Below are 26,165 nucleotides of genomic sequence, written 5' to 3' on the forward strand. Positions count from 1 at the left end.
GGTAAATTTGAGGAGTGATAGACATGACCGAGGATCTTCAAACAGGCATTATCCGAATTTCTGACGACGTTGTAGCGACTATAGCAGGACTTGCAGCTCTTGAAACTCCAGGCATTGCCGCCATGTCGGGCGGGATCTCCGAAGGGCTGGCAAAGCGTCTCAGCGGCAAGAATGCGCAGAGAGGCGTATCGGTCGAGGTTGGGCAGCTCGAAGCGGCCATTGACCTGCGAATTATCGTTCATTATGGCATTCCGATTCAGGAAGTGTGCCGTCAGCTTCAATTAAATGTGCGAGAATCCGTCGAAAATATGACCGGCTTGCAAGTGGTAGAGGTAAATGTGAAAGTGGAGGGCGTTGCCTTCAAGGAAGAAGAACCGGAAGAGATTCAGCAACGGTTGAAATAAGCGATTTTATATACATGAAGAAGGCACTTTCCCTGTTATCCGGGCAAGTGCCTTTTTGGTTGTGCGCGCAGCGCCTCAGTGCGGCCTGATTAACCTCGTCGATTGTTTCTCTGTCTTCTCCGGCAAACGATTGGACTCGCGGGAGATGCTGAGCAGAACGCCCATGCTCATGAGACTGACGAGGAGCGAAGATCCGCCGGAGCTTATAAACGGCAGCGTGACGCCGGTTATCGGAATGGTTCCGGTTACGCCGCCAATATTGATAAATGCCTGGATCGCGAAGAGGCCGACGATGCCTGCGCCTACGACAGTGCCGTACAAATCCGGGCAACGAAGCGCGACGAGCAGTCCCCTCCACAAAAACACCAGGAAAAACAATAAAAATAATGCACTGCCGATAAATCCGAATTCTTCGGCAATAACGGCAAAAATAAAATCGTTATAAGCGTAATCCAAATAGTGCAGCTTCTGCACGCTTCCCCCGAATCCGGCGCCCGTCAGACCGCCATGTCCAAGTGCTTGCAAAGCGGAGATCAATTGGAACGCGCCATCCTGCGCGTTGCCCATGGGATCCATAAATGCCGTAAAACGGTTGACCCGATATTGCCATGGCGCAGGATTGATCGCCATCGACACGCTTACCATCAACGTGATGGCGACAGCGGCGACCGAGCCGGCGAGCAGCACTTGTTTGAGATTGGCGCCGCCTGTCAGTATCATAATCGTTGCGCACGCGGCCAGTACCATACTGGAGCCTAAATCCGGCTGGAGCATAATAAGACCGCAGAAGAAGCAAATGATGAGAATGACAGGCAATAAGCCGCGTTTGAATTCTCGAAACTTCTCTTCCTTCTTCGTGATCAGGGATCCGAGATAAAGGATAAGCGTCAGCTTGGCAAATTCCGTTGGCTGCAGCCCGATCGGGCCAATGTGAAACCAACTGCGGGCACCATTCACTTCCTCGCTGACGAACGGTACGAGCAGCAGCATCAGCAGGACCGGGATCAGAAGCAAAACGAACCCGCGTTTAAAAAACTGATAACGCAGGTTCATAATGAAAAACATCATAAATATGCCAAATATGGCGAAGACAAGCTGCCGCTTGGTGAAATATAGGGCATCATTGTCGAATTTCGGCGATAATACCGCGATTCCGGAGCTGGCGCTGAACACCATCACAAGTCCAAAGCCTACGAGCATCAGTGTCATGATGAGCAGCAGAAAGTCCGGTCTGCCTCTGCTACCGTTCCCTGTCGCCTTCATGCCGACACCTCTTACAGAAGTTGTTTCTTCAGTTGGTCTAGACGCTGCGCAGCTGTATCCATGATATGCTTCGGAACCGGGGACTCGTATTCCATGCCGTGCGGGAATGTAGAGCGTCCGATATAGACCGCTTCGATATTGAGAACGGCATGAGGGTTCTCCAGCTTGCCCTCGATCGCGCGCGTGTTGATGCGCAGGAAGTAGTCGGAGCCGCTGGCCCGATCCGTTAATTTCAAATCATATGTAGCGCGATAATATTCCCATTGCCAACGAACGAAACCGACCTTTTCGGCCGCATCGTCCAGATGGTGCAGCTCGCTCTGAACGCCGTTTAATCCGGAGTTTTCAATAATCATTTCTGTTCCTCCCAAATTCACAAGACATAGTTGTACATTCTTTACTCATGATAGTATGTTTCCCCAGTCAGCGCAAGCCTTACTCCAGCAGCATGGGACTAATGTTCGTGACATTTTTGAGAATTATGGCCGGCTGTCTAATTGCCGGGCAAGCACTTCCTTATTGGCGGCGATCTTGCTAAACTAGAAAATAGAGGTCAATTATGGCGAAAACCTATGCTTTCCGATATTTGTACACAGGGAGGGGTTCGAAAATGACCATACAACAGCAGCATACAGAGAGCGCGCTACAGCATCAATTCTCAAAGATGGTGGCCTGGCGCAGGCATATGCACCAGTATCCCGAGCTTTCATTCCGGGAGCGGGAAACCTCGTCGTGGATAGCCGGAAGGCTGAAGGAGCTGGGATGCGAGGCAAAGACCGGCGAGTACGGAAACGGTATTGTGGTGTCGATCGCCGGGGAGCAAGAGGGTCCGTGCATCGCGCTCCGCGCCGATATGGACGGGCTGCCCATTCAGGACGAAAAAAGCTGCGACTACAGCTCGAAGGTGCCGGGCGTCATGCATGCTTGCGGACATGACGGGCATACGTCGACGTTGCTTGCGATTGCCGACTATTACAATAGCAACAGGGACAAGTTCCGCGGCGAGCGGAGATTATTATTCCAGCATGCGGAGGAGGTAACGCCGGGCGGCGCGATCGAGATGGTCAAAGCCGGCGTACTAAACGGGGTTGATGCGGTATATGGCGTGCATCTGTGGACGCCTCTCCCTTACGGGACAGTGGCCTCCAGGCCCGGACCGTTCATGAGCGCCGCGGACGAGTTCGTCATCGACATCGAGGGTAAGGGCGGACACGGCGGAATGCCGCACGCCACCGTCGACACGATCGTCATCGGCTCCGCAATGGTGCAGGCTATTCAGTCGATCGTCAGCCGCAACGTTAATCCGATACATCCGGCGGTCGTGACGATCGGTTCTTTCCAGGCGGGCACCACGAATAACGTGATCGCGGAGAAATGCAGGCTGAAGGGTACCGTCCGCTCCTTTGACGAAGACACCAGGAGGCAGATACACGAGCGGCTGGCGGCGATTGTCCAACAGACCTGCGAGATGTACGGAGCGGCTTGTCAGTACGAGATGCGCATCGGTTATCCGCCGGTCGTAAACGACGGGCAGGAGGCTGAGCGGTTTTTCCGGGTAGGGAGCGAGCTGTTCGGAGAGGATTTCGTCATTAACGCGGACCCCATCACCGTCGCCGAAGACTTTTCCTATTACCTGGAGCGTGTTCCGGGCTGCTTCATGTTCGTGGGAGCGGGCAATCCGGAGACGGGAGCTAGCTTTGCCCATCATCACCCTCGATTCGATATCGATGAAAGAGCAATGCTCGATGCCGCCAGACTTTTGATCGGCATGGCGGAGCATCGCGCGAATATGCCAGCATAAAAATGAGCTTGCCGCGGGCAAGGGAGATTATTGATCCTCCCATACCGCGACAAGCTCATTGTTTTCGTTATACAGTTCGCCGGGATCCGGCTCGTTATTGTTCCAAACGTTGTCGACTTCCCAAATCAGCATGTTTTTTGAATCGGGAGCTGCGTTCTTTTCGCTGGAGGAAATCTGCAGCGTGCCTTGCGAGGGCAACTGGACGGAGTCGAAGGTATAGGTCTGATTGCCCCGAACGCTGATCAGCTTCCAGCCTTCCAAGTTGATGCTGTCGTATGTCGTATTTTTGATCGTGACCAGCTCGGCGCGTTTGTCCACCGTCAACTCAATGCCGATCTGGGCAGCTTTCTTAACGGGAATGTCGGTCTGGCTTTTTTCATGCCCGGAACTCCAAATTCCGATCATATCGTGTTTCGCTTGCTGCTCCAAGCCCTTATAGACGTTTTCCATCTTTACGTTGGGCTCTACGATCATGACTTTAGCCAAGCCCTCTTGCAGCAGAAGCTCGTTCAGGATGCGTCCGTCTTTAAGCTCGACTATGGCCAGCGTCCTGCCGTAATGATCCTTGCTCTCTTTGTCGAAGGTCAGACGAACCTCCCCCGACTGCTCCAGCAGCTCCTTCGTATATGAGGACGCTTCGTCGCCGTAAGGATCGGAGCCTTCATCTTCATTATGGATCTCAGGCGTGTCCACATATAGCAAGCGCACCGTCACCGAATCTTTTCCGCTCTTGACGCGGAACGTATCGCCGTCGATGTAATCAGTTACCTCCAGCCATTCGCCCGCCTTGGCTGTGCGATCGATTGCGGCAGGAGATGAGGCGCAGCCAGCCAGCAACATGGAGAGCATGATGAGCAGGAATAAATAAATACGATTCAAACATGTAGCCTCCCACGTACAGATTGTCAGGCTTTAACCGAGATTACTTCTCATTATTATAACATATATTGTGCCTATAATCGAAGTAAAGTAGAGCATTACGGATAAAATGCCTCCTTTCCATTCATACTGATGACATGAGACTGGATGGGGAGGTAAATGCTGGATGGTTGAAGCCAAAGATCGGGCATTGATCGTGCAATCCGACCTGACTGTGCTATTGGATGAAAGAGCGGCTGATGGCCAAGCTGCCAGAGAGTTGCTGCAGAGAGTCGCGGAGATGACGAAACGGACGGGGGACGTGCATACGTACCGGATTACGCCGGTAACGCTTTGGAATGCGCTAAGCGCCGGCGGAGATGCAGCCTCCGTCTTGGAAGGACTTAAGCGCCATTCGCGCTACGATCTCCCGCTCCAGGCGTCGGCCAGCATCAGGTTGTGGGCTGGAAGGTATGGCAAGCTTCAATTGTCCGAGGATGCCGGAAGGCTGCTCGTCACGGGAGACGAGGCTGTCATGGAGCAACTTGCGCTGCATTCGTCCTTGTCCGCGTGCAGGAAAGAAAAGCTGCACGGCACTATATGGGAGCTGTATCCCGAAAACCGCGGCGAATTCAAGCAGGAATTGGCGCGATTGGGTTACCCTGTGCTGGACCATGCCGGATATCGAAGCGGAGAGTCGCTGCCTGTCCGGCTTCTAACGGATCGCGGCAACGGCGCGGGCTTTGCGCTAAGAGATTACCAGCAAGAAGCGGTGGATCGGTTCCTGCAAAACGGCAGCGTGCAGGGAGGCAGCGGAGTTGTCGTGCTGCCCTGCGGTACAGGCAAGACCGTGGTAGGAATCGCCTCGCTTACTCAGCTTGGCACTGAGACGCTCGTGCTTACCTCCAGCGTCACCTCGGCACAGCAATGGAAAAATGAGCTTCTGGACAAAACGACGCTGACCGCCGAGCAGATCGGTCTTTATTGCGGCGCTTATAAACAGGTGCGCCCGGTAACGATCAGCACCTATACCCTGCTCACGCACCGCAGCTCGAAAAGCGGCGATTTCGCGCACATGAAGCTGTTCTCCGAACGGGATTGGGGGCTAATCGTCTACGATGAGGTGCATCTGCTTCCTGCGCCTGTGTTCCGAATGACGGCGAAGCTGCAAGCAACAAGAAGATTGGGACTCACAGCGACTCTTGTACGGGAGGATGGCTGCGCCGAAGACGTTTATTCGCTAATCGGACCCAAGCTGTACGACATGGAGTGGAAGAAGGCTGAAGCAGGGGCTTATATATCGATAGTCAATTGTACGGAAATTCGTGTCGGACTTCATGATTCCCATAGATCCGAATATGCGAATTCCGGGGCAAGGGGCAAGCTCAGAATAGCGGCGGAGAATAAAAACAAGCTGCCTGTCGTTCGCAAGCTGCTAGGTCGCCACGACGGGAAACCCACGCTTATTATAGGACAATATTTGGAGCAGCTTTATGCCATCGCAAAAGAATTGGATGCCCCTTTGTTGACCGGAGAAGTTCCGCAGGAGGAACGAGCCATCCTGTATGACAGCTTTCGGAATGGCGAAATCGGGGTGCTCGTCGTCTCGAAGGTCGCTAATCTGGCCGTGGATCTGCCCGATGCTGCCGTTGCGATCCAGGTATCAGGCAGCTTTGGTTCCAGACAAGAGGAGGCGCAAAGAATCGGCAGGTTGCTGAGACCTAAGCGCGGGGGGAACGAAGCCTGGTTCTATACCGTCGTGACCGAAGGGACCAAGGAAACGGAATTTGCCTGGAAGCGACAGTTGTTCATGATGGAGCAAGGCTATATGTACGAGCAGGACACGATGAAAGCACTGCCGGATGAGTCGGAGAATATGCGGCGCGAAAGGGGAGAGTGCTCTTGCTGATTCAACAAATGATGGTCCGGCTGCCCTCCGAATGGCACCGTAAAGTGATTGGAACGCCAATCGGCGAGCTGGCCTCAAACTTGTCAGATGGGCAGTCCGAAGCTGCAATTGCAGAAGCAGTAGCTAAAACCTGCGAAGGGTTGCCTCCATATGCGATGAAGGTGTTAGGCGCCATGCTGCTTATATGCGGACCATCGCCGATAGAAGAGGAGAAACTGACGGCTATGCTCCGTCAACATACTGCACGGCCAGGAGCGGAGATCAGAAGCGGACTTGCCCGTCTAGGAGAGGCGGGGATCGCATTTGCGATTCGTAAAGGATGGGGAGAGCGATGGTGGGTGATGCCGTCCGATGCGTATGTTCCCCTCATGAACCGTATCTACGAATGTCTGCCGCTATCCGAGGCTGTTCCGGCAGACGCCGAGGTACTGCCGCCTATGGACAAAAACGGCGTTTTTCAGTCCTTGCCTGTACCTTACGAACGCATTTTCTTATATGGTCTTGCTTTGCTTGACAAGCTGGATACTGGAGTGACGGCAAAAGGACTGTTGGCCAAAAAAACGATTGACCGCCTGGCGGCCCTATTCCGTCCCATCGAAGGGGCTCTGGAGCCGTTCGGTCTGCAAAGGACGCACGATATCCATTATCCGATGGGAGCAGCGCTGTTTCTGGAGGGCGCTCATGCGCTCGATCTTGTAGAGCTCCGCAACGGAGAAGAACTGCGTCTTCGCAAGCAGCAGTTGCATAAGTGGCTGCAGCTTCACTCTACAACTAGAGCCAGGCAACTGCAGGATTGGCTGATCAGCAGGCTTACGGAAGCCGCTGGAACCGATTCGGCCATCTGTGCCGCCATTGTGGGACAGCGGACTCGAGGAGGAGGGGATTGGGGCAGGGAGAGCTCGCTGCGCCAATGGGAAGCGCGTCGCAACGGTGTCCTTCAGAGAGACGTCGGACACGGGAGCGCGGATTTGACGCTGGAAAGCCGTTGGCCGGACATTTGGCTGCAGCTCTTTTACGACTTCGGCTGGCTGGAGCTTGGGCGGCTAATGATCGACGGCGACACCGGCGAGCGTTTGTTCCGCTGGCGATCGGAGCCTGCTCCGCATGAAGGAGAGTTAATCGTACAGCCGAGCGGGGAGCTGATTGCGGGACCTGGCTGCCCATATGCCTGTCGCTGGGAGTTGGAGGCTATTGCCGAGCGCAGGGGAGACGGCGAGCTGGCGGAATATGTTCTTACGGCAGCCTCCGTCGCCGCGGCATTGGAGCATGGCTGGACACACGATGCGATAAGCCGCTTCCTGCAGGAAGCCGCCGTAATGCCAAGCCTGCCTGCTGCGCTGGAATCGATGTTGGAGCAATGGGCAAGCCGCGCCTGCCAATTCGAATTCACGCAGGCTACCCTGCTTCGGTGCGGCTCGGAGGACCGCGCCGACTGGCTTGCCGCACAGGTGCAAGCTCAGCCCTTTGAGCTGCAACGAATAGGTCCTGCAGTCTTCGTCCTGGATGCGGCGCATATTAGCCCTTTACGCAAGCTGTTGCAGCAAGCCGGATTCCCGCCTCGCAAAGGCGTGTCGCCAAAATGGCGTGCTCCGGAAGAGGAGTCCCTTGCGTCAATAATCCATGCAGAGGAGGCAGAGGATGCAGAGGAGGCGGAGTGGCAGCCCGTTATTCCGGTTCCTGGCGTCGAAGGTTTGTATGTTGCCGATCACGCGTCCATTCGCCGATGCGAGCTGGCGAGCGATCCCGTTCCGGAAAGGCTTCTCGCAGCGGACTGGGCTTCGGTCCCTCAGATGTGGTCCAGGCAGCTGCGCGATTATCATCTGTCCACGCGCAAGGAGTTGCTGCAGAAAGCGATCACGCTAGAAACATCTGTCCGTATAGTGACGAACCAAGGTATGCGGACATTTGTTCCTGAGCGTCTTGAAGGACGAGGCGGCATGGAGTGGTCGGTAGCCGGTTCTTGGGGCGATAACGTATCCGATCAGCCTGTCAGACTTACTCCTGACATGTGGGGCGAAATGGGGATCGACTTGCCTGACGGGATTACGACCTGACAACACATCTATTGGCTAAAACCCTGTAATATGATAATGTAATAATGCGAGTTCAAAAAATTTGGTTCTCAGTACTTCGTAATGGGAATCGGAATTTTTGAACAACCTCTAGTAGCAAGCACGAGGAAAGAGGTGTATTCATGCCAATTGCCGAACCTTATTTGATGTCGATGGCAGATGGGCAGGGGGACGCCGCCGAAGCAACGCTTGACATGGCGTCTTTGCTGCTCAGCGCTTACGAATTGGGAGACTGGATTAATCAATCGGCAGAAGTTGCCGAGTACACATACTGGAAGACGGCAGTTAGTCAGAATGAAGAAGCGGCGCTTCGGCAGCGGGAATTCGGGAAGGCGAAGGAGCTGTTCGCCGAATGCCAGCGATTTGGCAGATTCCATCCCGACTACCATGAGGCCAAAGACAAGATGAAGGCAGCCGAGAAGCTGCTGGATGAGGTGGAATGCGTCAAGCGTTTCAAGCTGGCTGAGCAAGCGGTTGACGAGATGCTGCACGAGGTTGCGGTTATGATCGCCGAATCGGTATCGGATACGATTAAGGTGCCGAGCAATGAAAAGGGATCGGGGAGCGGCTGCGGGGGCGGCGGATCTTGCAGCTGCGGAAGCGGAGGCTGCGGCTAGCGAGCAAGGCGGCTTGGCGCGATTGTTGAGGGGGCGTATAGAGGATGTTGCCGGAACGAACGGGTTTTATTATATGGGTCAGCGACTTAAAAGCGGCAAGAGCATTGGAGCGCTTCGGCAGTGTCCACTACATGTCCAGAAAGCTGCATTATGTCGTACTGTACATGAATGCGGACAGGGCGGAGGAAGCCGTGCGGCAGATGACTCGCCTGCCCTACGTGCGCAAGGTAGAGCGCTCCTATCGCAATGAGATCAAGACGGAATATAGCAAGGACAGCGAGGACAAAACAAGGTTTTACAGTTTGTAGCCAGTCATGGGAAACGCTTGGGCCCTTCGGTATGGGCTTGAGCGTTTTTTTTTGACTAATTATACATATTATGCCATATTTGGCCTGACTTTATTTTATTGTTGAAATATTGGACAGCCGTGATAGAATGATAGTATGTACATAGGTTAAAAGCCCTGGTTCCTTGGGAGGAGTAGGTTGCGAGATGAAGGATAAAATGACGAGAAGATGGAGCACTTATGAGTCGTTTTATGTTGAGCTCGGCGACAAGAAGGTGGTTGACATCATCATTACCAACCACGCGAAGAGCCGGTGGCTTGACCGTATCGAGACGGAGAAGACCGGATACGACGATATTGCCGAATTTTTATGGGAATGTTTGAAAAAGGATCGCATTGAACCATACTATCGCAATGAGCAAGATGTATATTTGATCGATGACGATCTGGTGTTTGTCGCGGAATTTTCGGATTCGCTTACCGAACGGGATTTGCTGGGCAACCCGCTCCATAAGATGATCGTAGTGACGTTTCTGGGACGAATGTCGGAGACGATCGAGCTCCGCGATCTGAAGTCGTATTACTCCTGGTTAAGACATTCCAGACGAATGACGCTAATCAAAAATAGCCGCAAGCGCAAATAATACAATTCATGCCAAACTTAAATATTATTAATTGGATCGGAGCGCAGAGTCGACAAGACATGCGCTTTTTTGTCGTATCCCGATCCATCCTATTGTATAATAAGGGCAAAGAAAGGACGGGTTATTATGGCGCTTAATTTCCATCAGTTGCATATATTCCATACGGTTGCGGAACGGGGGAGCTTCTCGGCCGCCGCGCAATCTCTTCATATGACGCAGCCCGCGGTAACGATGCAGGTGCAGTCGCTCGAGGAATATTTCGGCACGAAACTGCTACAGCGTTCAACGAAGCGGATCGAGCTCACCGAGGCCGGCAGGGCGCTCATGCCTTATGCCAAGAGCAGCATCGAGCTAATCCGGGATACCGATCAGGCGATGTCGACATTTACGAAGCAGCTCAAGGGCAAGCTGCAGCTTGGCTCCAGCTTGACGATCGGCGAATACATTTTGCCCCGGCTGCTGGGACCGTTCGGACAGGAGTACCCTCATATCTCCATCAGCATGAAGGTTATGAACACCGCTCAAATAATGGAAGATATTCTCAATCATCAATTAAATTTCGGATTAATCGAGGCGCCCGTTAATCATCCCGACATGTATATGGAAGCGGTGATGAACGACGAGCTCGTATTAGTGGTCCATAAGGACCATCCTTTGGCGGAAGTTTCGGAAACCACTCTTGCGGATGCGCTGCAGTATACGTTCGTGTTGAGGGAGCAAGGCTCGGGGACAAGACTTGTCATGGAGGATGAGCTGCGGAACAAAGGATTCGATCCATCCGCCATGAAAATCGTGATGGAGCTCGGAAGCACCGGCGCAGTCAAGTCGGCCGTAGAGGCGGGGCTCGGCATCTCGATCTTGTCGACCTCTTCGGTCAAACATGAGATGGCTCTCGGATTGATCAAGACGGTCAAGCTGACGGATGCCCGGTTTCACCGGCAGTTCTATTCGATCTACCTCAAGTCCGCGCTGCTGCCGATATCTGCGGTGACGTTCCTGACGTTTCTGAGAGAGAGGGATTTGAAGCAATGGCTGTAACGAATAAAGGGGCAAAGAAAACCGCCGACAACGGCCGGATTGATCTTCATTGCCATACGACGGCTTCGGACGGCATGTTCGCTCCCGCCGAGGTAGTCCGCAAAGGCCATGCGGCGGGATTGTCCGCCATCGCCATTACGGACCATGATACGGTAGCGGGTGTCGCCGAAGCGGCGGAGGAAGGCGGACGTCTCGGCATAACGGTTGTGCCTGGCATAGAGATCAGCACATATGCGGAAGGCGCCGACATTCATGTACTGGGCTATTTTACAGCCAATGACAATGAGTTGTGGCAGGAGCGTCTGTCCAGTCTCAGAGGCGTAAGAGGGAACCGAAACGTTCTCATCGTGGAGAAGCTCCGGTCGCTCGGGATTGCGATCGCCTGGTCGGATATAGAAGGGATTGCCAATGAAAGAAGGCCGGCCGACGGGACAAAGGGAAAAAGCATCGGACGTCCCCATATTGCCGAAGCGTTAATTCGCAAGGGGATCGTTGCTACCATGGGCGAAGCGTTTGATCGGTATCTGGCGGCAGGGGCGGCCGCTTATGTAGAGATGCCCAAGGTTCACCCTGTAGAAGCGCTGCGCTGGATCAAAGAGGCGGGCGGCGCCGGCGTCATTGCGCATCCGGGCTTATATGGGCGGGACGCCTTGGTAAAAGAGCTGATTGCAGCTGGAGCGGATGGGATCGAGGTCTACCATCCCGATCATGGCGCGGAGAGCGAGCAGCGTTATTTGGAGCTCGCCCATCGTCATGGCATTATAGCGACCGGGGGTTCGGATTATCATGGAGAGCGGAACGGCGAAAGTTATCATGGCGCAATTGGCAGCAGGTACGCATCTCCCGATACGATTCGTGCCTTGCTGGATAAGTTGTTGCAGAGAAACGGGACGGTGTAACGTTTAACGAATAAACGGCGGAGCGCGCTTGCTCCGCCGTTTGGCGTTCAGGACATCTGTCCAGCTTAAGATTTGATTTCGCTGGCCAGCGATTTCAGCCGCGCCGTGTCCGGCGTGATAAACAGCGTCTTTTGGTTGTCGTAGATGACGAAGCCCGGCTTTGCGCCGTTCGGCTTGCGCACATGCCGGATTAGCGTATAGTCGACGGGCACCATGCTGGATTCTTTTGCTTGGCTGTAGAAGGCGGACAGCATCGCGGCTTCCTCCAGCGTGGCGTCGCCGAAGTCGCCGCCGCGAATGACGACGTGAGAACCCGGAATGTCTTTCGTGTGAAGCCAGGTATCCGACGGAGCAGCCAGGCGATTGGTCAAATATTCGTTTTGCGTATTATTTTTGCCGACATAGACGGGAATGCCTTCTGAAGATGTATAACAGAGAAGGGCCGGGCGTGTCGGCTTTTTGCGTTTAGGGCCTCTGCGATTCCGTTCCCTCATATAACCTTGCTGGACCAGCTCGTCCCGAATTTCCTCGATATCCGCAAGCGAAGCGTTGTCCAGCTGTTGCAGCAAAGCTTCGAAATAACGGATTTCTTCCTCCGTCAGACTCATCTGCTCTCCTACAATCGATAAACTGTTGCGATGTTTCGTATATCTGCGGAAGTAACGTTGAGCGTTCTCTGATGGATTAAGCTGCGGGTCCAGCTCAATCGTCACTTCCGCCGCGTTCTCGTCATAGAAGTTGACAAGCGTAATAGAGCTGTCGCCCCGATTGATCTGATGCATGTAAGCCGTCAGCAGTTCGCCCAGCACTCTGTATTTTTCCGCGTCCCGAGCCACCTCAAGCGTTTCTTGAAGCTTTTTGATCTTCGCAACGTTTTTGGCTTTTTCGTTTTGCACGAACCGGATCAGATCCGCGGCCCGCTGCTTTACCGTATCGCGCTCCGCCTTATCGCCGTAGAACGACTCCAAGCATTCGCTGACGCTGTCATAAGGGGACCATTCGCCATGAATATGGGTTAAGCGCGTAATAGAGAAGCTTGATTTGCCCGTTCCGATATCGGTCACGATACCCGGATTATAGCGGTGCTCGCGAACCTGTTCTATCATGTCCCGGAAGCTGTTCCATAACGAACCTTCGCTGCCGTCTTCCTTGGATCGGAACACGATTTCCTTGGCGAGAAGGGGGCTGAAACCGCTAAAAGCGGCAACCAAAGCTTGGGCATCGGTAAGGGCAGTCTGATCCTCGCCTGAAGCTGCCGCCATTAGCGAGCGGAATTCCGCCTCTTCGGTCACGTCGATAGGGTCACGTTTGTTCTGATCCGGCGGAGCCGTATAGGCACTGCCTGGCATGACGATCCGGAAAGCGCTGATGGCAGGCGTGACATGGTGAATGCCGTCATGGATAAGACCCGTTCCTGCATCCATCAAAATGATGTTGCTATGGCGACCCATGATTTCGATAATGACGCGTTTGCTTGACAGGTCGCCAAGCTCGTCGCGATGCCTCACGTCGATATGAATGATCCGTTCATTGCCAACCTGGCTGACTGCTTCGATGACGCCGCTCTCGCAATGCTTTCGAAGCAGCATGCAGAACATGGGAGCTTCCAGCGGGTTGACATACGTTCCGGTCGTCCAGTGGACGCGAGGATACGTTGGATTGGCGGAGAGCAGCAGCTTGCCCTGTGCTCCACCGCCCCGAATGGACAACACGAGATCGTGCTCAGTCGGTTGATGTATTTTATGAATGCGTGCGCCTACGCAGCGCTGAAGGTCTTGCACGAGTGCGCGTGTTACGATTCCGTCGAGTGCCATTGTCTTTATGTACCTTTCTTTTTGCAGGATGTCTCTATCATGCCATATTCGGGACAAAAAATTAAGTGCGGTGGGATATTTTACGGGCTGTCCGAATACATTTGTCCTAAGCGGTTGTTCACTATAATTCTCGATTGAAACGCGCTGCGCCGCCAAGGACGGCGACAGCCGTTTCACCTTGGGACATGCTCGGGGCGGCTGACTGCTGGACCGGCAACAAACGGGAGGGAGTCGTGCAATGGAACAGTTGAAATGGCATCAATACGGCGTAAACGATTTGACCGAGCGGCTGGGCAGCTCGCTGCAAGAAGGGCTTAAGCCTTCCGCAGCGGCGGAGCGGCTGGAGGAAAACGGCGCGAACGAGCTGACAGAAGGGAAGAGGGTTCCGCCGATTCTGTTGCTGCTGAACCAATTCAAGGACTTTATGGTGCTGATCCTGATGGGAGCCACGCTGATCTCCGGACTGCTCGGCGAATATCTGGACGCCATTACGATTATTGCTATTATCGTTATTAACGCAGTGCTCGGTTTCGTGCAGGAATTCCGCGCGGAGCGTTCTCTTCGCGCGCTCAAAGAGCTGTCGGCTCCCTCGGCGAAGGTGCTGCGCGGAGGCGAGTTGATTACGATAGCGGCACGCGAGCTGGTTGCCGGCGACATTGTTTATCTGGAAAGCGGGGATCGCGTTCCTGCGGATGTGCGCCTGATCGAAACGAACAGCTGTTACGCGGAGGAATCCGCATTAACCGGGGAATCGGTTCCCGTCGGCAAATACGCCGCTCCGATACCCGACGGCGATCTGCCGCTAGGCGATCAACGGAATATCGGCTTTATGGGGACGATGCTTACGCGAGGCACAGCTAAGGGCATCGTCGTTCGAACGGGCATGGAGACGGAGATGGGCAAGATCGCGGGTCTCATTCAATCGACGGAATCTATGGAGACGCCGTTGCAGCATCGTTTGGAGCAGCTGGGCAAGCTGCTTATCATGGTCGCGATCGGGCTTACGATCATGGTCGTCGTCGCCGGCATCCTGCACGGGCAACCCGCATACGGCATGTTCCTCGCGGGGGTTAGCCTGGCGGTGGCCGCCATCCCGGAAGGGCTGCCTGCAATCGTCACGATCGCTTTGGCGCTTGGCGTGCAGCGCATGATCAAGCGGAAGGCGATCGTTCGCAAACTGCCTTCCGTGGAGACGCTCGGGTGCGCGTCCGTCATTTGCTCCGACAAGACGGGCACGCTGACGCAGAACAAGATGACCGTTACCAACGTGTGGCTTAGCGACCGCAGGCTGGAAGTGAGCGGAGAAGGATATGACCCCACGGGGGCGATCTATGAGAACGGAAAGGCGATTGATCCGAAACACGATCTTCATCTGAAGCGGCTTCTGCAGGTGGGGGCGCTTTGCAACAACGCGCAGGTCGAACGGGTGGAGGAGCCCTCAGGCAAGCGGCGCAGAGGGGCGGCCCCGGAGCCTGCCTCCGAGTGGCGTCTTAAGGGCGACCCCACGGAAGGGGCTTTGGCGGTGCTCGCCGCGAAGCTGGGATCCTCCGCGAAATCGCTGGAGACGCTATATCAGCGCGTGAAGGAGTTCCCCTTCGACTCCGAGCGCAAGCGGATGTCCGTCATTGTCTCTCATCAAGGAGGCAGGCTCATTTGTACGAAAGGCGCTCCGGACGTGCTGATGGAGCATTGCTCCTACGTGTTGTGGGATGGCAAGGTCGTTCCGTTTACGTCGACGCTCAAGCGCAAGTGCGCCGAAGCAGGCGAAGCCATGGCGGGTTCCGCGCTTCGGGTGCTGGGCCTTGCGTACAAGGATGTCCGTCCGGCAGAAAAGATCGAGACGGAGGACGATGCGGAGCAAGGTCTTGTCTTTATCGGTCTTGCGGGAATGATCGACCCGCCTCGCCGGGAGGTAAAGGACGCTATCGCGACTTGCCGCAGAGCGGGCATCAAAACCGTCATGATCACGGGCGACCATCAGTTGACGGCGGAGGCGATCGCGGGCCAGCTCGGCATTATGTCTCGCGGCGCCGTATCGGTGACGGGCAAGCAGCTGGAAGAGATGACCGACGAGGAGTTGGAGAAGCGCGCAGATGACATCAGCGTCTATGCCCGCGTCTCGCCGGAGCATAAGCTGAGAATCGTGAAGGCGCTGCAGCGAAGGGGACATACGGTAGCCATGACGGGCGACGGCGTTAACGATGCCCCTGCCATCAAGGCAGCCGATATCGGCATCGCGATGGGCATTACGGGGACGGATGTTTCGAAGGAAGCATCGGCGCTCGTGCTAAGCGACGACAACTTCTCGACGATAGTCGCCGCCATAGAGGAAGGCCGAGGCATCTACGAGAATATTCGCAAGTTCATTCGATATCTCCTTGCCTCTAACGTAGGCGAAATCATGGTCATGTTCCTGGCCATGATGGCGGGTCTGCCATTGCCGCTGGTGCCGATCCAGATTTTATGGGTCAACCTCGTAACGGACGGATTGCCCGCAATGGCGCTTGGCGTCGACCAGGCAGAGAAGGATCTCATGCAGCAGAAGCCTCGCCAGGCCAAGGAAAATATTTTCGCCCGGAGGCTGGGATGGAAAATTATCAGCCGGGGCATTCTGATCGGCCTCTGCACGCTCGGCGCCTTCTGGATTACGTTAGTCGCGGAAGGGAACGATCCGAAAGGTTTGATGACGGCTCAGACAGTCGCGTTCGCCACGCTAGTTATGGCGCAGCTCATCCATGTGTTCGACTGCAGAAGCTCAAGGTCCATCTTCCACCGCAATCCGTTCCAGAACAAATACCTGGTGCTCGCGGTTCTGTCGTCTTTGCTGCTCATGGTCGGCGTGCTGTATATCGAAGCGCTGCAGCCCATCTTCAAGACGGTGCCGATCGGCTTCCGCGAATGGTGTCTCGTCTTCGTAGCGGCAGGCATTCCGACGTTCATTATGGGCATCGGCAGCGTGCTTGGCAAGACGAAACGCAAGCCGGCGGGCAAGTGGCCGCTTGGTCCCCAGACGGTATCGCGCTAATCCGCGCCGGGGGATTTGTGCAAATGTTGATATAAAAAGTGAATAGCCTTTCTCCACCTTTTGCGGTATGCTAGTAGGAATGAGTAATAGAGAAATCATCCATACTAGCAGCTGTTGCAAGGGAGAGAACGATAGATGAATTTCACGAAAATGCATGGCTTGGGCAATGACTTTATAATAGTAGACGGCGAGCGTCAGCTGCCGGACAATGCGTCCGAGCTGGCGCTTGACGTCTGCGATCGGTTCTTCGGCATCGGCGCCGACGGTCTTGTCTATATTCTTCCTTCCGAGAAAGCGGACTTCCGCATGCGCATCATCAACTCCGACGGTTCGGAAGCGGAGCAATGCGGCAACGCGATTCGCTGCGTGGCGAAGTACGTCTACGATAACGGATTGACGAACCGCGAAGAGATTACGGTCGAGACGTTGGGCGCCGGCGTGCAGAAGGTTCAGCTCGCAGTAGAGGGCGGCAAAGCGGTAAGCGTGCGCGTCGATATGGGCGAGCCGATTTTGGAAGGGCTTAAAGTGCCGACGACAATCGATGCGGAGCGTGTTATCGAACATCCCATCGAAGTGGACGGCCGGACGTTCTCGTTTACGGCGGTATCTATGGGCAATCCGCATTGCGTTATCTATGTGGACGACGCCGCAAACTTCGACCTGGATACCTGGGGACCGAAGCTGGAAAAACATCCGATGTTCCCCCGCAAGATCAACGTGGAATTCGTAACGGTTAATTCCCGTTCGCAAGCAGACATGCGCGTCTGGGAACGCGGCGCGGGTCCGACGCTTGCTTGCGGCACCGGCGCTTGCGCGACCCTCGTTGCATCCGTGCTCACGGACGCGACAGACCGTACCGCTACGATATCTCTCAAAGGCGGCGATTTGCTTATCGAGTGGAACGAAGCCGACAATCATGTCTATATGACCGGACCTGCCGCGGAAGTATTCCGCGGGTCCTTGGAGGTGTCCCGATGAGCGGCGCGTTGGCAGCGAAACTTAGCCTGAGAGAGGCGCTCGCAGAGCGCATCCTGACCGGAGACGGCGCGATAGGAACCTATTTGTACCAGATGGGGTTTCCGGTTGGCGTTTCCTATGAGGAATTCAACGTATTGAAGCCGGATGTCATTGAGAACGTACACCGGCAGTATTACGAAGCTGGCGCACGCGTTATCGAGACGAACACGTTTTCCGCGAACTCCGTCAAGCTGTCGAAGTACGGATTGGAGAGCGAGATGGAAGCGATCAACCGTGCCGGCGTCCGAATCGCGCGGGCCGCGGTTGGTCCGGATGCCTATGTCGTAGGCGCAATCGGCTCCATCCGGGACGGCAAGCTAAAGAACTTACGGACTTCTCTTGTCGCGGATGCCTACGAGCAACAGATGAAGGCGCTGCTCGAAGAGAGAGTCGACGGTTTGCTTCTGGAGACCTTCTACGACCTTGCGGAGATGAAGCTAGCCATGTCGATTGCCCGCAAGCTTACCGATATCGCGGTCATCTGCCAATTCGCGGTCGAGGACGTCGGGCGAACGCTGGATGGCGTCGCGCTGTCCGATGCATTCCGCGAGCTTAAGGAGATGGGAGCCGATGTGATCGGCTTTAACTGCCGCAGCGGCCCGAACGGGATTATGCGCGCCATCGATTCCATCGGCGAGAGACCTGAGGATGTGCCCATGTCGGTCTATCCGAATGCCGGAATACCCGACTACGTCGATGGTAAATATGCGTATTCGGCCGGACCGGAATATTTTGCGGAGAGCGCGAAGCGCTTCGCAGATCGCGGCGCCCGCATTATCGGCGGATGCTGCGGAACAACGCCCGAGCATGTAGCCGCAATGGCCGCTGCTCTTGCCGGATACGTGCCTGCAGCGCCTGGCGCGAATCTGGCGGAGTCAGCAGCAATATCCGTCACGGAAGCCCTTGCGGGAGGCACTGGCGAGGGGGATAGGGATGAGACTCCCAACATCGTGAATCTTGTTAAGCAGCGCCACACGGTCATCGTAGAGCTGGATCCGCCTCGCGATCTCGATATAAGCAAGTTCATGACGGGGGCAGCGGCTCTTAAGGAGATCAAAGCGGACGCGATTACGATGGCGGACAACTCGCTCGCCGTTACGCGAATGAGCAATCTGGCGCTGGCCGCGCTGCTTAAGGAACGCGTGGACATTCGCCCGCTCGTTCATATCGCTTGCCGGGATCGCAACCTGATCGGAACGCAGTCCCACATGATGGGTCTGGATGCGCTTGGCATCGACCATGTTCTGGCCGTGACGGGAGATCCGGCGCGATTCGGCGATTTGCCGGATTCCAGCTCCGTGTACGACCTGACCTCCTTCGAGATGATCCGTATGATCAAGCAGTTGAACGACGGCATTGCTTTCTCCGGCAAGCCGCTTAAGCAGCGTGCGAAATTCGTTGTAGGGGCGGCGTTCAACCCGAACGTCAAACATCTAGACAAGGCTGTGCAGCGCCTGGAACGCAAGATTGCTTCCGGAGCCGATTACATCATGACGCAGCCGGTTTATGATCCCGAGCTGATCGTGCGTATCGCGGAATCCACAAAACATCTGGATGTGCCGGTATTCATCGGCATTATGCCGCTTGCCAACGGAAGAAATGCCGAATATCTTCATAATGAAGTGCCGGGCATTCAGCTGTCCGACGAAGTGCGGAGCCGGATGACCGGATTGGAAGGCGAGGCAGGCCGCGCGGAAGGCGTGCGGATCGCGAAGGAGCTGCTCGATGCGGCGCTCCCTCACTTTAATGGCATTTATCTCATAACGCCGTTTATGTTCTACGATATGGCCGTGCAATTGACGGAATATGTTTGGCAGAATACGAAGCAACTTAGCTAATCCTCATGTTATTTACGCCGCGCGGCTATTTTCTGCTTGTTCGCGCGGCGAAAATCAATTAAAATAGGGCGTACAGTTGGAACAGCGCAATGGAAACGTATGCTCCATCCTTTTTTTGTCAACAATAAAGCAATGATTCTGTTCATTTTAAGATTGCAGCGCAAAGTGCGCATGGGATGATCGTAAGCGCGGAGGGGGACCTGGCTTGGCTATTAAGCTCATTAATATCGGATTCGGCAACATTGTATCCGCAAATCGCATTATTTCCATTGTTAGTCCGGAGTCGGCGCCGATCAAACGGATCATTCAAGAGGCTCGCGACAGGCATATGTTGATTGACGCCACATACGGTCGTCGGACGCGCGCGGTCATTATTACGGACAGCGATCATGTTATTTTATCAGCGGTTCAGCCGGAAACGGTTGCGCATCGCTTATCCACCAAGGATGACGATAACGACGAATAGTTACGGGGAGCTATGGAACAAATGGGATTGTTAATAGTTTTGTCCGGTCCTGCCGGAGTGGGGAAAGGCACGGTATGTACCGCGCTGCGGAGCAGAATGCCGGAGATCGTGTATTCCGTGTCGGCAACAACGAGGCAGCCCAGACAGGGCGAGGTTGACGGTATCAACTATTTCTTTAAGACGCGAGAGCAGTTCCAGGATATGATTGCGCGCGACGCGCTTTTGGAACATGCGGAATACGTAGGCAATTATTACGGCACGCCGCGCGATTTCGTAGACAAGACGCTTGCCGGCGGCAAGGACGTCATTCTCGAGATCGAGGTTCAGGGCGCGCTGAAAGTGAAAGACAAGTTCCCGGAAGCCATTTTTATTTTTTTGCTGCCTCCATCCTTGGACGAGCTGAAGCAGCGCATTACCGGACGGGGCACGGAAACGCAGGATATCATCAACACGCGGATGAACGTGGCCGTGGAGGAGATGAGTTTGCTGCAGCATTATGATTATGCCGTCATTAACGACGAGATTGACGCCGCCTGCGACCGTATTCGAAGCATTATCATTGCGGAGCATTGCCGCAGAGATCGATTTTTACCGTATGTGTCGGGTATGAAAACTGCAATCGAGAAAGCTTGAGTGAGGAGAATCAGCCATGTTATATCCATCCATTGACGAAATGGTCAAAAAGGTCGACAGCAAATATACGCTGGTCGTCGCCGCTTCCAGAAGAGCGCGCATGCTGCGCAACGGCGAGAAGTCGGAATTGTTGAATCCGCGTTCCCACAAATTCGTGGGCGTCGCCCTCGAAGAAATTTACGGAGACATCATTCAAGTGGAGAAAGTCGCGACGAAGGAAGACTAATTATGCGAGTTCAAAAAGTTCGGTTTTCAGCACATGAGCGTATGCTTCCGAAGCTGCGTTTTTCAAAACGCTGTAGAAGATTGGATGAAGGTAGAAACTGAGGAGCGGAGCGTAGTGGAAGCTACGTGAGCACCTGCAATGTTTCCGGAGGAAACATACTTCGTAAGCATATGCTTAGTTTCGCCTGAATTCAATATTCGATGTCGAGTAGGCATCTTGGTATACTTCGTGATCAAAAGCGGACTTTTTGAACAACCTCTTAATTAAATATTTATCAACGGAAGGAGAGGCCTCGAGACTGGAGCTCTCCTTTTTTTGTACATTGTTACAGATGTTCAAGTTCAAAAAGCGGACTTTTTGAACAACCTTTTTGAAGAAGGGCGGTTGCAAACGATGGAACGACATTGGACCAACATGCTTGTGCGCGTCTCGGACGACTGTCCTGCCGAGACAGGCGTGATCCCGCCTCAAAGGCGGGCCGAGAAGTCGGCGCATCTCATTCAATATGAGCTGTTATCGGAAAATCCCTACTGTTATACGTTTGAAGAACAGCTATTCGAGGTACATATTCGTCATAAAGCGCTGCTCGGGACATTATCCGAGGTCGAGCTCGAAGAAGAACGTGCGGCGCTGCTGGCGAAAAGCCATCCTTGCATGAGAGCGTCGATGCTGCCCAAGAAATTCGGCTGGGGCGTGCATTACAACGACGAGGGTAAAATTGCGTTGTATGGCAAGGAAACGGAAAAATATCAGAACCTGCTCAAAGCGGGGGAAGCCGGCGAACTGGAACTTCAAGCTGGCATGCGAAGCAGCAGGGCGAAGGGTTAAAGCAACCGTAGGTTTGTTCGTGTGCAACTTCATCTTGCCCGATATTTTTTGCATTACGATATGTTATGATAGGAGAATGACTCGCCGCTTGCGGCCGCACGCAATTGTCGGGCCGAGACTTCGGCTGATGCCGTCAGAGGACGGCGCTTGAAAGCATATACTTGGGAGGGATTTGCATGGAGCAATTGCGTTATCCAATCGGACGTTATCTATTCGAAGGCATGAATAATGCACAGCGAGACAAGTGGATTGCCGAGGTCGAAGCTTTGCCGGGGCAACTGCGGGCCGCTCTGGACGGACTGGACGACGGGCAGCTTGACACCCCCTACCGAACGGGAGGGTGGACGGTTCGCCAAGTGACCCATCATCTCGCGGACGCAGGCATGAATTGCTTTACACGCTTCAAGCTGGCGCTGACAGAGAACAATCCAACCATTAAACCATTCGAAGAAGCTCCCTGGTCCCAGCTGCCGGATGTGTTGAAAGCGCCGCCTGAAGTCAGCTTGACTATTATCGACGGCCTATACGCCCGTTGGTCGCTGCTATTGCGCTCGATGGAAAGGGAGCATTTTGAGAAGGAATTTTACCATCCCGAGCGGGGCATGCAAATGAAGCTGTCGTACTTCCTGGGATTCGTTGCCTGGCATGGTCGTCATCATTTGGCTCATATTACGAATTTGCGCGAACGGTTGGAATGGTAATAGACGATATATAGCAACGCATCAGCCGCGCCAAAGAAGCGCGGCTGACGCTTGGAATAGGAGTGGCATCATGTTGCAAGGTAAAAGAATAGTGCTCGGCATTACGGGCGGCATCGCCGCTTACAAGGGAGCGGCATTATGCAGCAAGCTGGTGCAGGCGGGCGCGGAGGTGCACGTCATTATGACGGAATCCGCGACGAAATTTATTACGCCGCTGACGCTGCAGACTCTCTCGCGCCATGTCGTACATATCGATACATTTGACGAACGCGATCCATCCGTTGTTTCCCATATCCATCTGGCTGATCACGCCGATCTGATCATTGTCGCACCGGCGACGGCGAATGTCATCGCGAAGCTGGCAGGCGGCCATGCGGACGACATGCTCAGCACGACGCTGCTAGCCGCGACCTGTCCGATTGTGATAGCGCCGGCCATGAATGTACATATGTACGAGCATCCCGCCGTCGTGATCAATATGGAATTGCTTGCCGAAAGAGGCGCGATGTTCGTAGAACCTGGAACGGGGCAGCTTGCCTGCGGATACGTAGCGAAGGGAAGACTCGCGGAGCCGGAGGATATCGTCGCGGCCGTTCAGGCTTGGTTCGCCCGAGGCAAGACGCTCAGCGGCAAAAAGGTGCTGGTGACGGCTGGCGGCACGATCGAACGTCTGGATCCCGTACGATATCTGACCAATGATTCTTCGGGCAAAATGGGCTTTGCGCTTGCCGAAGCGGCAGCGCTTCTTGGCGCCGAAGTGACGGTCGTTGCTGGCAGGACGACGGCGTCTCCGCCGGGTGGCGTCCGGATCGTCCGCGCGGAATCCGCGGGGGAGATGCTGGAGACGGTGCTTAACTTGTACGATGAGATGGATATCGTCATCAAGGCGGCCGCAGTAGCGGATTACCGCCCTGTGCATACCTATGAGCATAAGCTTAAGAAGACGGGAGAGCGTCTCGTGCTTGAGCTGGAACGGACGACCGATATTCTGCAGACGCTGGGCGAGCGGAAGCGCCATCAGCTGCTGGTAGGATTCGCGGCAGAGACGGGGAATCTTGAAACTTATGCGCTGGATAAGCTCAATCGCAAGAAATGCGATCTGATCGTCGCCAATGATGTCAGCTCCGAAGACGCGGGCTTCAACGTGGATACGAACGCCGTGCGAATCTACGGTCCGGAAGGACTTGTGGAGGATGTTCCTTTATTATCCAAAAGAGAGACCGCAGCTCGCATAATGGATGTCGTCGTACGCCGCATGAAAACGTCAGGCGGAGGTTCCGCCTCATGATCGCCAGAGTCATTGTCGATGTGCCGAGCCGCCAGACGGATCGGCCTTTTGATTATTCCGTGCCGGACGGGATGGCGGATTGGATTGAAGTCGGCAGCCGGGTCGGCGTACCGTTTGGCGGAAGAGTGCTCCAAGGTTTCGTTATCGCGATTGCGGCCGAGGCCGAGGTCGACCGTTCCCGTCTTAAGCCCGTCGCCGAGCTGCTAGATGCGCTCCCTCCGCTGCTGCCGGACATGATTGAGCTGTCGCGTTGGCTTAGCGAGAAGTATTGCTGCTCCTGGACGCAAGCTCTCCAGGCGATGATCCCCGCCGCGCTAAAAGGCAAGGAGGAGCGGTTTGTCGGCTGGTCTCAGGATGAGGATGCCGGAGACGGCCTTCCTTCCGAGCTTGCGGATTGGCTGGATGCCGCGTCGGGCAAAGTGAAGCTGGAGACGCTGCTGACGAAGTTCCCTCAGCACACCCGAGTCGTAAAGGAGGCGCTGAGGAGCGGCGCTCTTGTCCAGCAATCGGTTATCAAGGACCGTCTGTCCGTGCGCAAAGTGCTGACGGTATTTCTGGAGGCTACGCCCGAAGACGCCGCTGCGGCCCTTTCGGACATTCCGAAGCGGGCGGCGAAGCAGCGCGACGCTTTGGCATTTATGCTGGAGCACGGCGGTCCGATCGCTCTGCAGGCGCTTGTTGCTCAAGCAGGTGTAACGCCGGCGAGCGTGAAGGCATTGGCGGACAAGGGAGTGCTTGCGCTGCGAGAGGTCGAACGGGAGCGGGATCCTTACGCTCATCGGTCATTCGCGAGAACATCGCCGCTGCCGCTGACGGAGGGACAACAGGAGGTTTTTGGCGCTATCTCCGCCGCATTGGAAGCGGGGGAGGCTCGCACCATGCTGCTGCACGGCGTGACGGGCAGCGGCAAGACGGAGGTTTACCTGCAGAGCATTCAGCTTTGTCTCTCGCAAGAGCGCCAGGCGATCGTGCTCGTACCGGAAATTTCGTTGACGCCCCAGATGGTAGAGCGATTCAAGAGCCGGTTCGGCGACGCCGTCGCCGTGCTGCACAGCCGTCTGTCGAGCGGCGAGCGGTTCGACGAATGGCGCAAAATCCGCAGCGGCCGCGCGGAAGTGGCTATCGGCGCCCGTTCCGCGATATTCGCGCCGTTCGAGCGAATCGGATTGATCATTATCGACGAGGAGCACGAGTCTTCCTATAAGCAAGAGGAGAGCCCGAAATATCATGCGAGAGATGTCGCCGTGCGAAGAGCCCGGCAGCATGGGGCCGCCGTCGTGCTGGGCTCGGCCACGCCTTCGCTGGAATCGTACGCGGCCGCCAGCCGTGGAGCGGGCCGCTCCGGGGAAACGGCTGCAGGCGGGGGAACCGGCGGGCCGCCTTCGCTGCTTCCCATGCCCGACCGCGTCGGGGGCAGGCCGATGCCCGAGGTTTCGGTCGTCGATATGCGCGAGGAACTCAGGGACGGCAATCGGTCGATGTTCAGCCGGTCGCTCCACGCGGCGCTGCTCGAGCGGCTGGAGCGGGGAGAGCAGTCGGTGCTGCTCCTTAACCGGAGAGGATATTCGACGTTCGTGATGTGCCGCTCCTGCGGCTTTACTTCGACCTGTCCGCATTGCGACATCTCTCTAACGTATCATCAAAAGTCGAGGGTATTGCGCTGCCACTATTGCGGTCACGCAGAGGGAGCGCCATCGAAATGTCCTTCCTGCGAGAGCGAGCATATTCGTTATTTCGGCACGGGAACACAGCGCGTGGAGGAAGAGCTGGCCAAGCTGTTTCCCGGCATCAGGGTCATCAGGATGGACGTGGATACGACATCGGAGAAGCACGCACACGAAAAATTGCTGGGCCAGTTCGGCGAACGCAAGGCGGATGTGCTGCTTGGGACGCAGATGGTGGCCAAAGGGCTGGATTTCCCGTACGTAACGTTAGTAGGCGTTATCGCGGCCGACACTTCGCTGCATCTGCCCGATTTCCGCGCCGCGGAACGCACGTTCCAACTGTTGACGCAGGTGGCGGGCCGGGCCGGGCGGCATGAGCTGAAGGGCGAGGTCATCGTCCAGAGCTACGCGCCTGAGCATTATGCCATCACAACGGCGCAGAAGCATGACTATGACGCCTTCCTGCGGGAGGAGCTCCGCCACCGGGCGGTCATGGCTTACCCGCCGTATTGCCGGCTCGTGCTGGTTACAATGTCGCACGAGCAGCTCGCGCTGCTCTCATCGACGAGCGAAGCTTTCGCGGCCGAATTGCGCGGTCTTGCCGAGCATGAGGGGCTACTCGTGCCGCTCGCGTCGGGTTTGCCCAGAGCGCTTGAGGTGCTGGGTCCGGTCGCCTCTTCCATTCCGAGAATGAAAGATCGCTACCGTTTTCAATGTGTGGTAAAATATCGGGGAAGCATCGACGTCTCCGCCCTTATACGAAGAGCGTTAGCTTCCTTCGAGGAGGCGCCGCCGCAGCGGAGAGTCCTGTTCAGCGTCGATGTAGACCCGCAAGTCATTATATAGGCAATGATAGAGACTATAGGATTAGAAA

23 protein-coding genes are annotated in these 26,165 nt (G+C 55.3%); 19 read left to right on the forward strand and 4 right to left on the reverse strand.

The features are described from left to right. The first annotated feature begins 23 nt into the window (after positions 1-23). Positions 24-404: an Asp23/Gls24 family envelope stress response protein gene (locus tag KJW29_RS06645; protein ID WP_087567759.1), complete on the forward strand. Its 381-nt coding sequence runs from the start codon at positions 24-26 to the stop codon at positions 402-404. 75 nt (positions 405-479) lie between these two features. Here KJW29_RS06645 and ftsW read toward each other — a convergent pair whose 3' ends face one another. Further along, positions 480-1,667, reverse strand: a complete 1,188-nt coding sequence (gene ftsW / locus KJW29_RS06650) for a putative lipid II flippase FtsW (protein WP_087567760.1) — start codon at positions 1,665-1,667, stop codon at positions 480-482. A gap of 11 nt (positions 1,668-1,678) precedes the next feature. Then, on the reverse strand, positions 1,679-2,023 hold the full coding sequence (locus tag KJW29_RS06655; protein WP_187099963.1) for a YugN family protein: 345 nt from the start codon (positions 2,021-2,023) through the stop codon (positions 1,679-1,681). Between the two features lie 254 nt (positions 2,024-2,277). On the opposite strand from KJW29_RS06655, the gene KJW29_RS06660 reads away from it, so the two are divergent. Continuing rightward, positions 2,278-3,468 carry an amidohydrolase gene (locus KJW29_RS06660; RefSeq protein ID WP_214629189.1) on the forward strand — a complete coding sequence of 397 codons (1,191 nt, stop codon included), beginning with the start codon at positions 2,278-2,280 and terminating at the stop codon, positions 3,466-3,468. Positions 3,469-3,495: 27 nt separating this feature from the next. Here KJW29_RS06660 and KJW29_RS06665 read toward each other — a convergent pair whose 3' ends face one another. Then, positions 3,496-4,347 carry a thermonuclease family protein gene (locus KJW29_RS06665; RefSeq protein ID WP_214629190.1) on the reverse strand — a complete coding sequence of 284 codons (852 nt, stop codon included), beginning with the start codon at positions 4,345-4,347 and terminating at the stop codon, positions 3,496-3,498. Positions 4,348-4,513: 166 nt separating this feature from the next. Here KJW29_RS06665 and KJW29_RS06670 point away from each other — a divergent pair, with 166 nt between their 5' ends. The 7 genes from KJW29_RS06670 to KJW29_RS06700 all read left to right on the forward strand — a co-directional run bounded on the left by KJW29_RS06670 (position 4,514) and on the right by KJW29_RS06700 (position 11,791). Then, positions 4,514-6,235: a DNA repair helicase XPB gene (locus KJW29_RS06670; RefSeq protein ID WP_214629191.1), complete on the forward strand. Its 1,722-nt coding sequence runs from the start codon at positions 4,514-4,516 to the stop codon at positions 6,233-6,235. Continuing rightward, complete coding sequence (locus tag KJW29_RS06675; RefSeq protein ID WP_214629192.1) at positions 6,229-8,289, forward strand: helicase-associated domain-containing protein; 2,061 nt, start codon at positions 6,229-6,231, stop codon at positions 8,287-8,289. Before KJW29_RS06670 ends, KJW29_RS06675 begins: the two co-directional genes overlap by 7 nt. 140 nt (positions 8,290-8,429) lie before the next feature. Further along, complete coding sequence (locus KJW29_RS06680; protein ID WP_246608616.1) at positions 8,430-8,924, forward strand: YlbF/YmcA family competence regulator; 495 nt, start codon at positions 8,430-8,432, stop codon at positions 8,922-8,924. 44 nt (positions 8,925-8,968) lie between these two features. Beyond that, the gene (locus KJW29_RS06685; protein ID WP_087567766.1) at positions 8,969-9,232 is read left to right on the forward strand and encodes a YlbG family protein; all 264 of its coding nucleotides are present in this window, start codon (positions 8,969-8,971) and stop codon (positions 9,230-9,232) included. A gap of 184 nt (positions 9,233-9,416) precedes the next feature. Further along, positions 9,417-9,854 (forward strand): hypothetical protein, encoded by a 438-nt coding sequence (locus KJW29_RS06690; RefSeq protein WP_087567767.1) that lies wholly within the window; start codon positions 9,417-9,419, stop codon positions 9,852-9,854. Positions 9,855-9,980: 126 nt separating this feature from the next. Continuing rightward, positions 9,981-10,892: a selenium metabolism-associated LysR family transcriptional regulator gene (locus KJW29_RS06695; protein ID WP_087567768.1), complete on the forward strand. Its 912-nt coding sequence runs from the start codon at positions 9,981-9,983 to the stop codon at positions 10,890-10,892. Next, positions 10,883-11,791, forward strand: coding sequence for a PHP domain-containing protein (locus KJW29_RS06700; RefSeq protein ID WP_214629193.1), 909 nt, complete (start codon positions 10,883-10,885; stop codon positions 11,789-11,791). Before KJW29_RS06695 ends, KJW29_RS06700 begins: the two co-directional genes overlap by 10 nt. 65 nt (positions 11,792-11,856) lie before the next feature. Here KJW29_RS06700 and KJW29_RS06705 read toward each other — a convergent pair whose 3' ends face one another. Continuing rightward, entirely contained in the window at positions 11,857-13,605 is a 1,749-nt protein-coding gene (locus KJW29_RS06705) for an Rqc2 family fibronectin-binding protein (protein ID WP_214629194.1), read from the reverse strand. 238 nt (positions 13,606-13,843) lie between these two features. Between KJW29_RS06705 and KJW29_RS06710 the strand changes: the two genes are divergently transcribed. The 10 genes from KJW29_RS06710 to priA all read left to right on the forward strand — a co-directional run bounded on the left by KJW29_RS06710 (position 13,844) and on the right by priA (position 26,137). Beyond that, entirely contained in the window at positions 13,844-16,630 is a 2,787-nt protein-coding gene (locus KJW29_RS06710; protein ID WP_214629195.1) for a calcium-translocating P-type ATPase, SERCA-type, read from the forward strand. Positions 16,631-16,765: 135 nt separating this feature from the next. Continuing rightward, the gene (gene dapF, locus KJW29_RS06715) at positions 16,766-17,608 is read left to right on the forward strand and encodes a diaminopimelate epimerase (protein ID WP_214629196.1); all 843 of its coding nucleotides are present in this window, start codon (positions 16,766-16,768) and stop codon (positions 17,606-17,608) included. Further along, a complete protein-coding gene (locus tag KJW29_RS06720; RefSeq protein WP_214629197.1) occupies positions 17,605-19,485 on the forward strand; it encodes a bifunctional homocysteine S-methyltransferase/methylenetetrahydrofolate reductase in 1,881 nt (626 codons plus the stop codon). Before dapF ends, KJW29_RS06720 begins: the two co-directional genes overlap by 4 nt. Positions 19,486-19,690: 205 nt before the next feature. Continuing rightward, complete coding sequence (gene remA / locus KJW29_RS06725) at positions 19,691-19,951, forward strand: extracellular matrix/biofilm regulator RemA (RefSeq protein ID WP_005548256.1); 261 nt, start codon at positions 19,691-19,693, stop codon at positions 19,949-19,951. Positions 19,952-19,972: 21 nt separating this feature from the next. Continuing rightward, entirely contained in the window at positions 19,973-20,584 is a 612-nt protein-coding gene (gmk, locus tag KJW29_RS06730) for a guanylate kinase (protein WP_087567775.1), read from the forward strand. Between the two features lie 16 nt (positions 20,585-20,600). Then, on the forward strand, positions 20,601-20,810 hold the full coding sequence (gene rpoZ, locus KJW29_RS06735; protein ID WP_214629198.1) for a DNA-directed RNA polymerase subunit omega: 210 nt from the start codon (positions 20,601-20,603) through the stop codon (positions 20,808-20,810). A 393-nt stretch (positions 20,811-21,203) separates the two neighbouring features. Beyond that, positions 21,204-21,638 carry a DUF6157 family protein gene (locus KJW29_RS06740; protein ID WP_187099985.1) on the forward strand — a complete coding sequence of 145 codons (435 nt, stop codon included), beginning with the start codon at positions 21,204-21,206 and terminating at the stop codon, positions 21,636-21,638. Positions 21,639-21,814: 176 nt separating this feature from the next. Next, a complete protein-coding gene (locus tag KJW29_RS06745; protein ID WP_087567777.1) occupies positions 21,815-22,339 on the forward strand; it encodes a YfiT family bacillithiol transferase in 525 nt (174 codons plus the stop codon). Between the two features lie 70 nt (positions 22,340-22,409). Further along, positions 22,410-23,627, forward strand: a complete 1,218-nt coding sequence (gene coaBC, locus KJW29_RS06750) for a bifunctional phosphopantothenoylcysteine decarboxylase/phosphopantothenate--cysteine ligase CoaBC (RefSeq protein WP_108991635.1) — start codon at positions 22,410-22,412, stop codon at positions 23,625-23,627. After that, positions 23,624-26,137, forward strand: coding sequence for a primosomal protein N' (gene priA, locus KJW29_RS06755; RefSeq protein WP_214629199.1), 2,514 nt, complete (start codon positions 23,624-23,626; stop codon positions 26,135-26,137). Before coaBC ends, priA begins: the two co-directional genes overlap by 4 nt. Positions 26,138-26,165: the final 28 nt, after the last annotated feature.

The sequence above is a fragment of the Paenibacillus agaridevorans genome (assembly GCF_018604145.1).
In the GTDB taxonomy this organism is placed as follows: domain Bacteria; phylum Bacillota; class Bacilli; order Paenibacillales; family Paenibacillaceae; genus Pristimantibacillus; species Pristimantibacillus agaridevorans.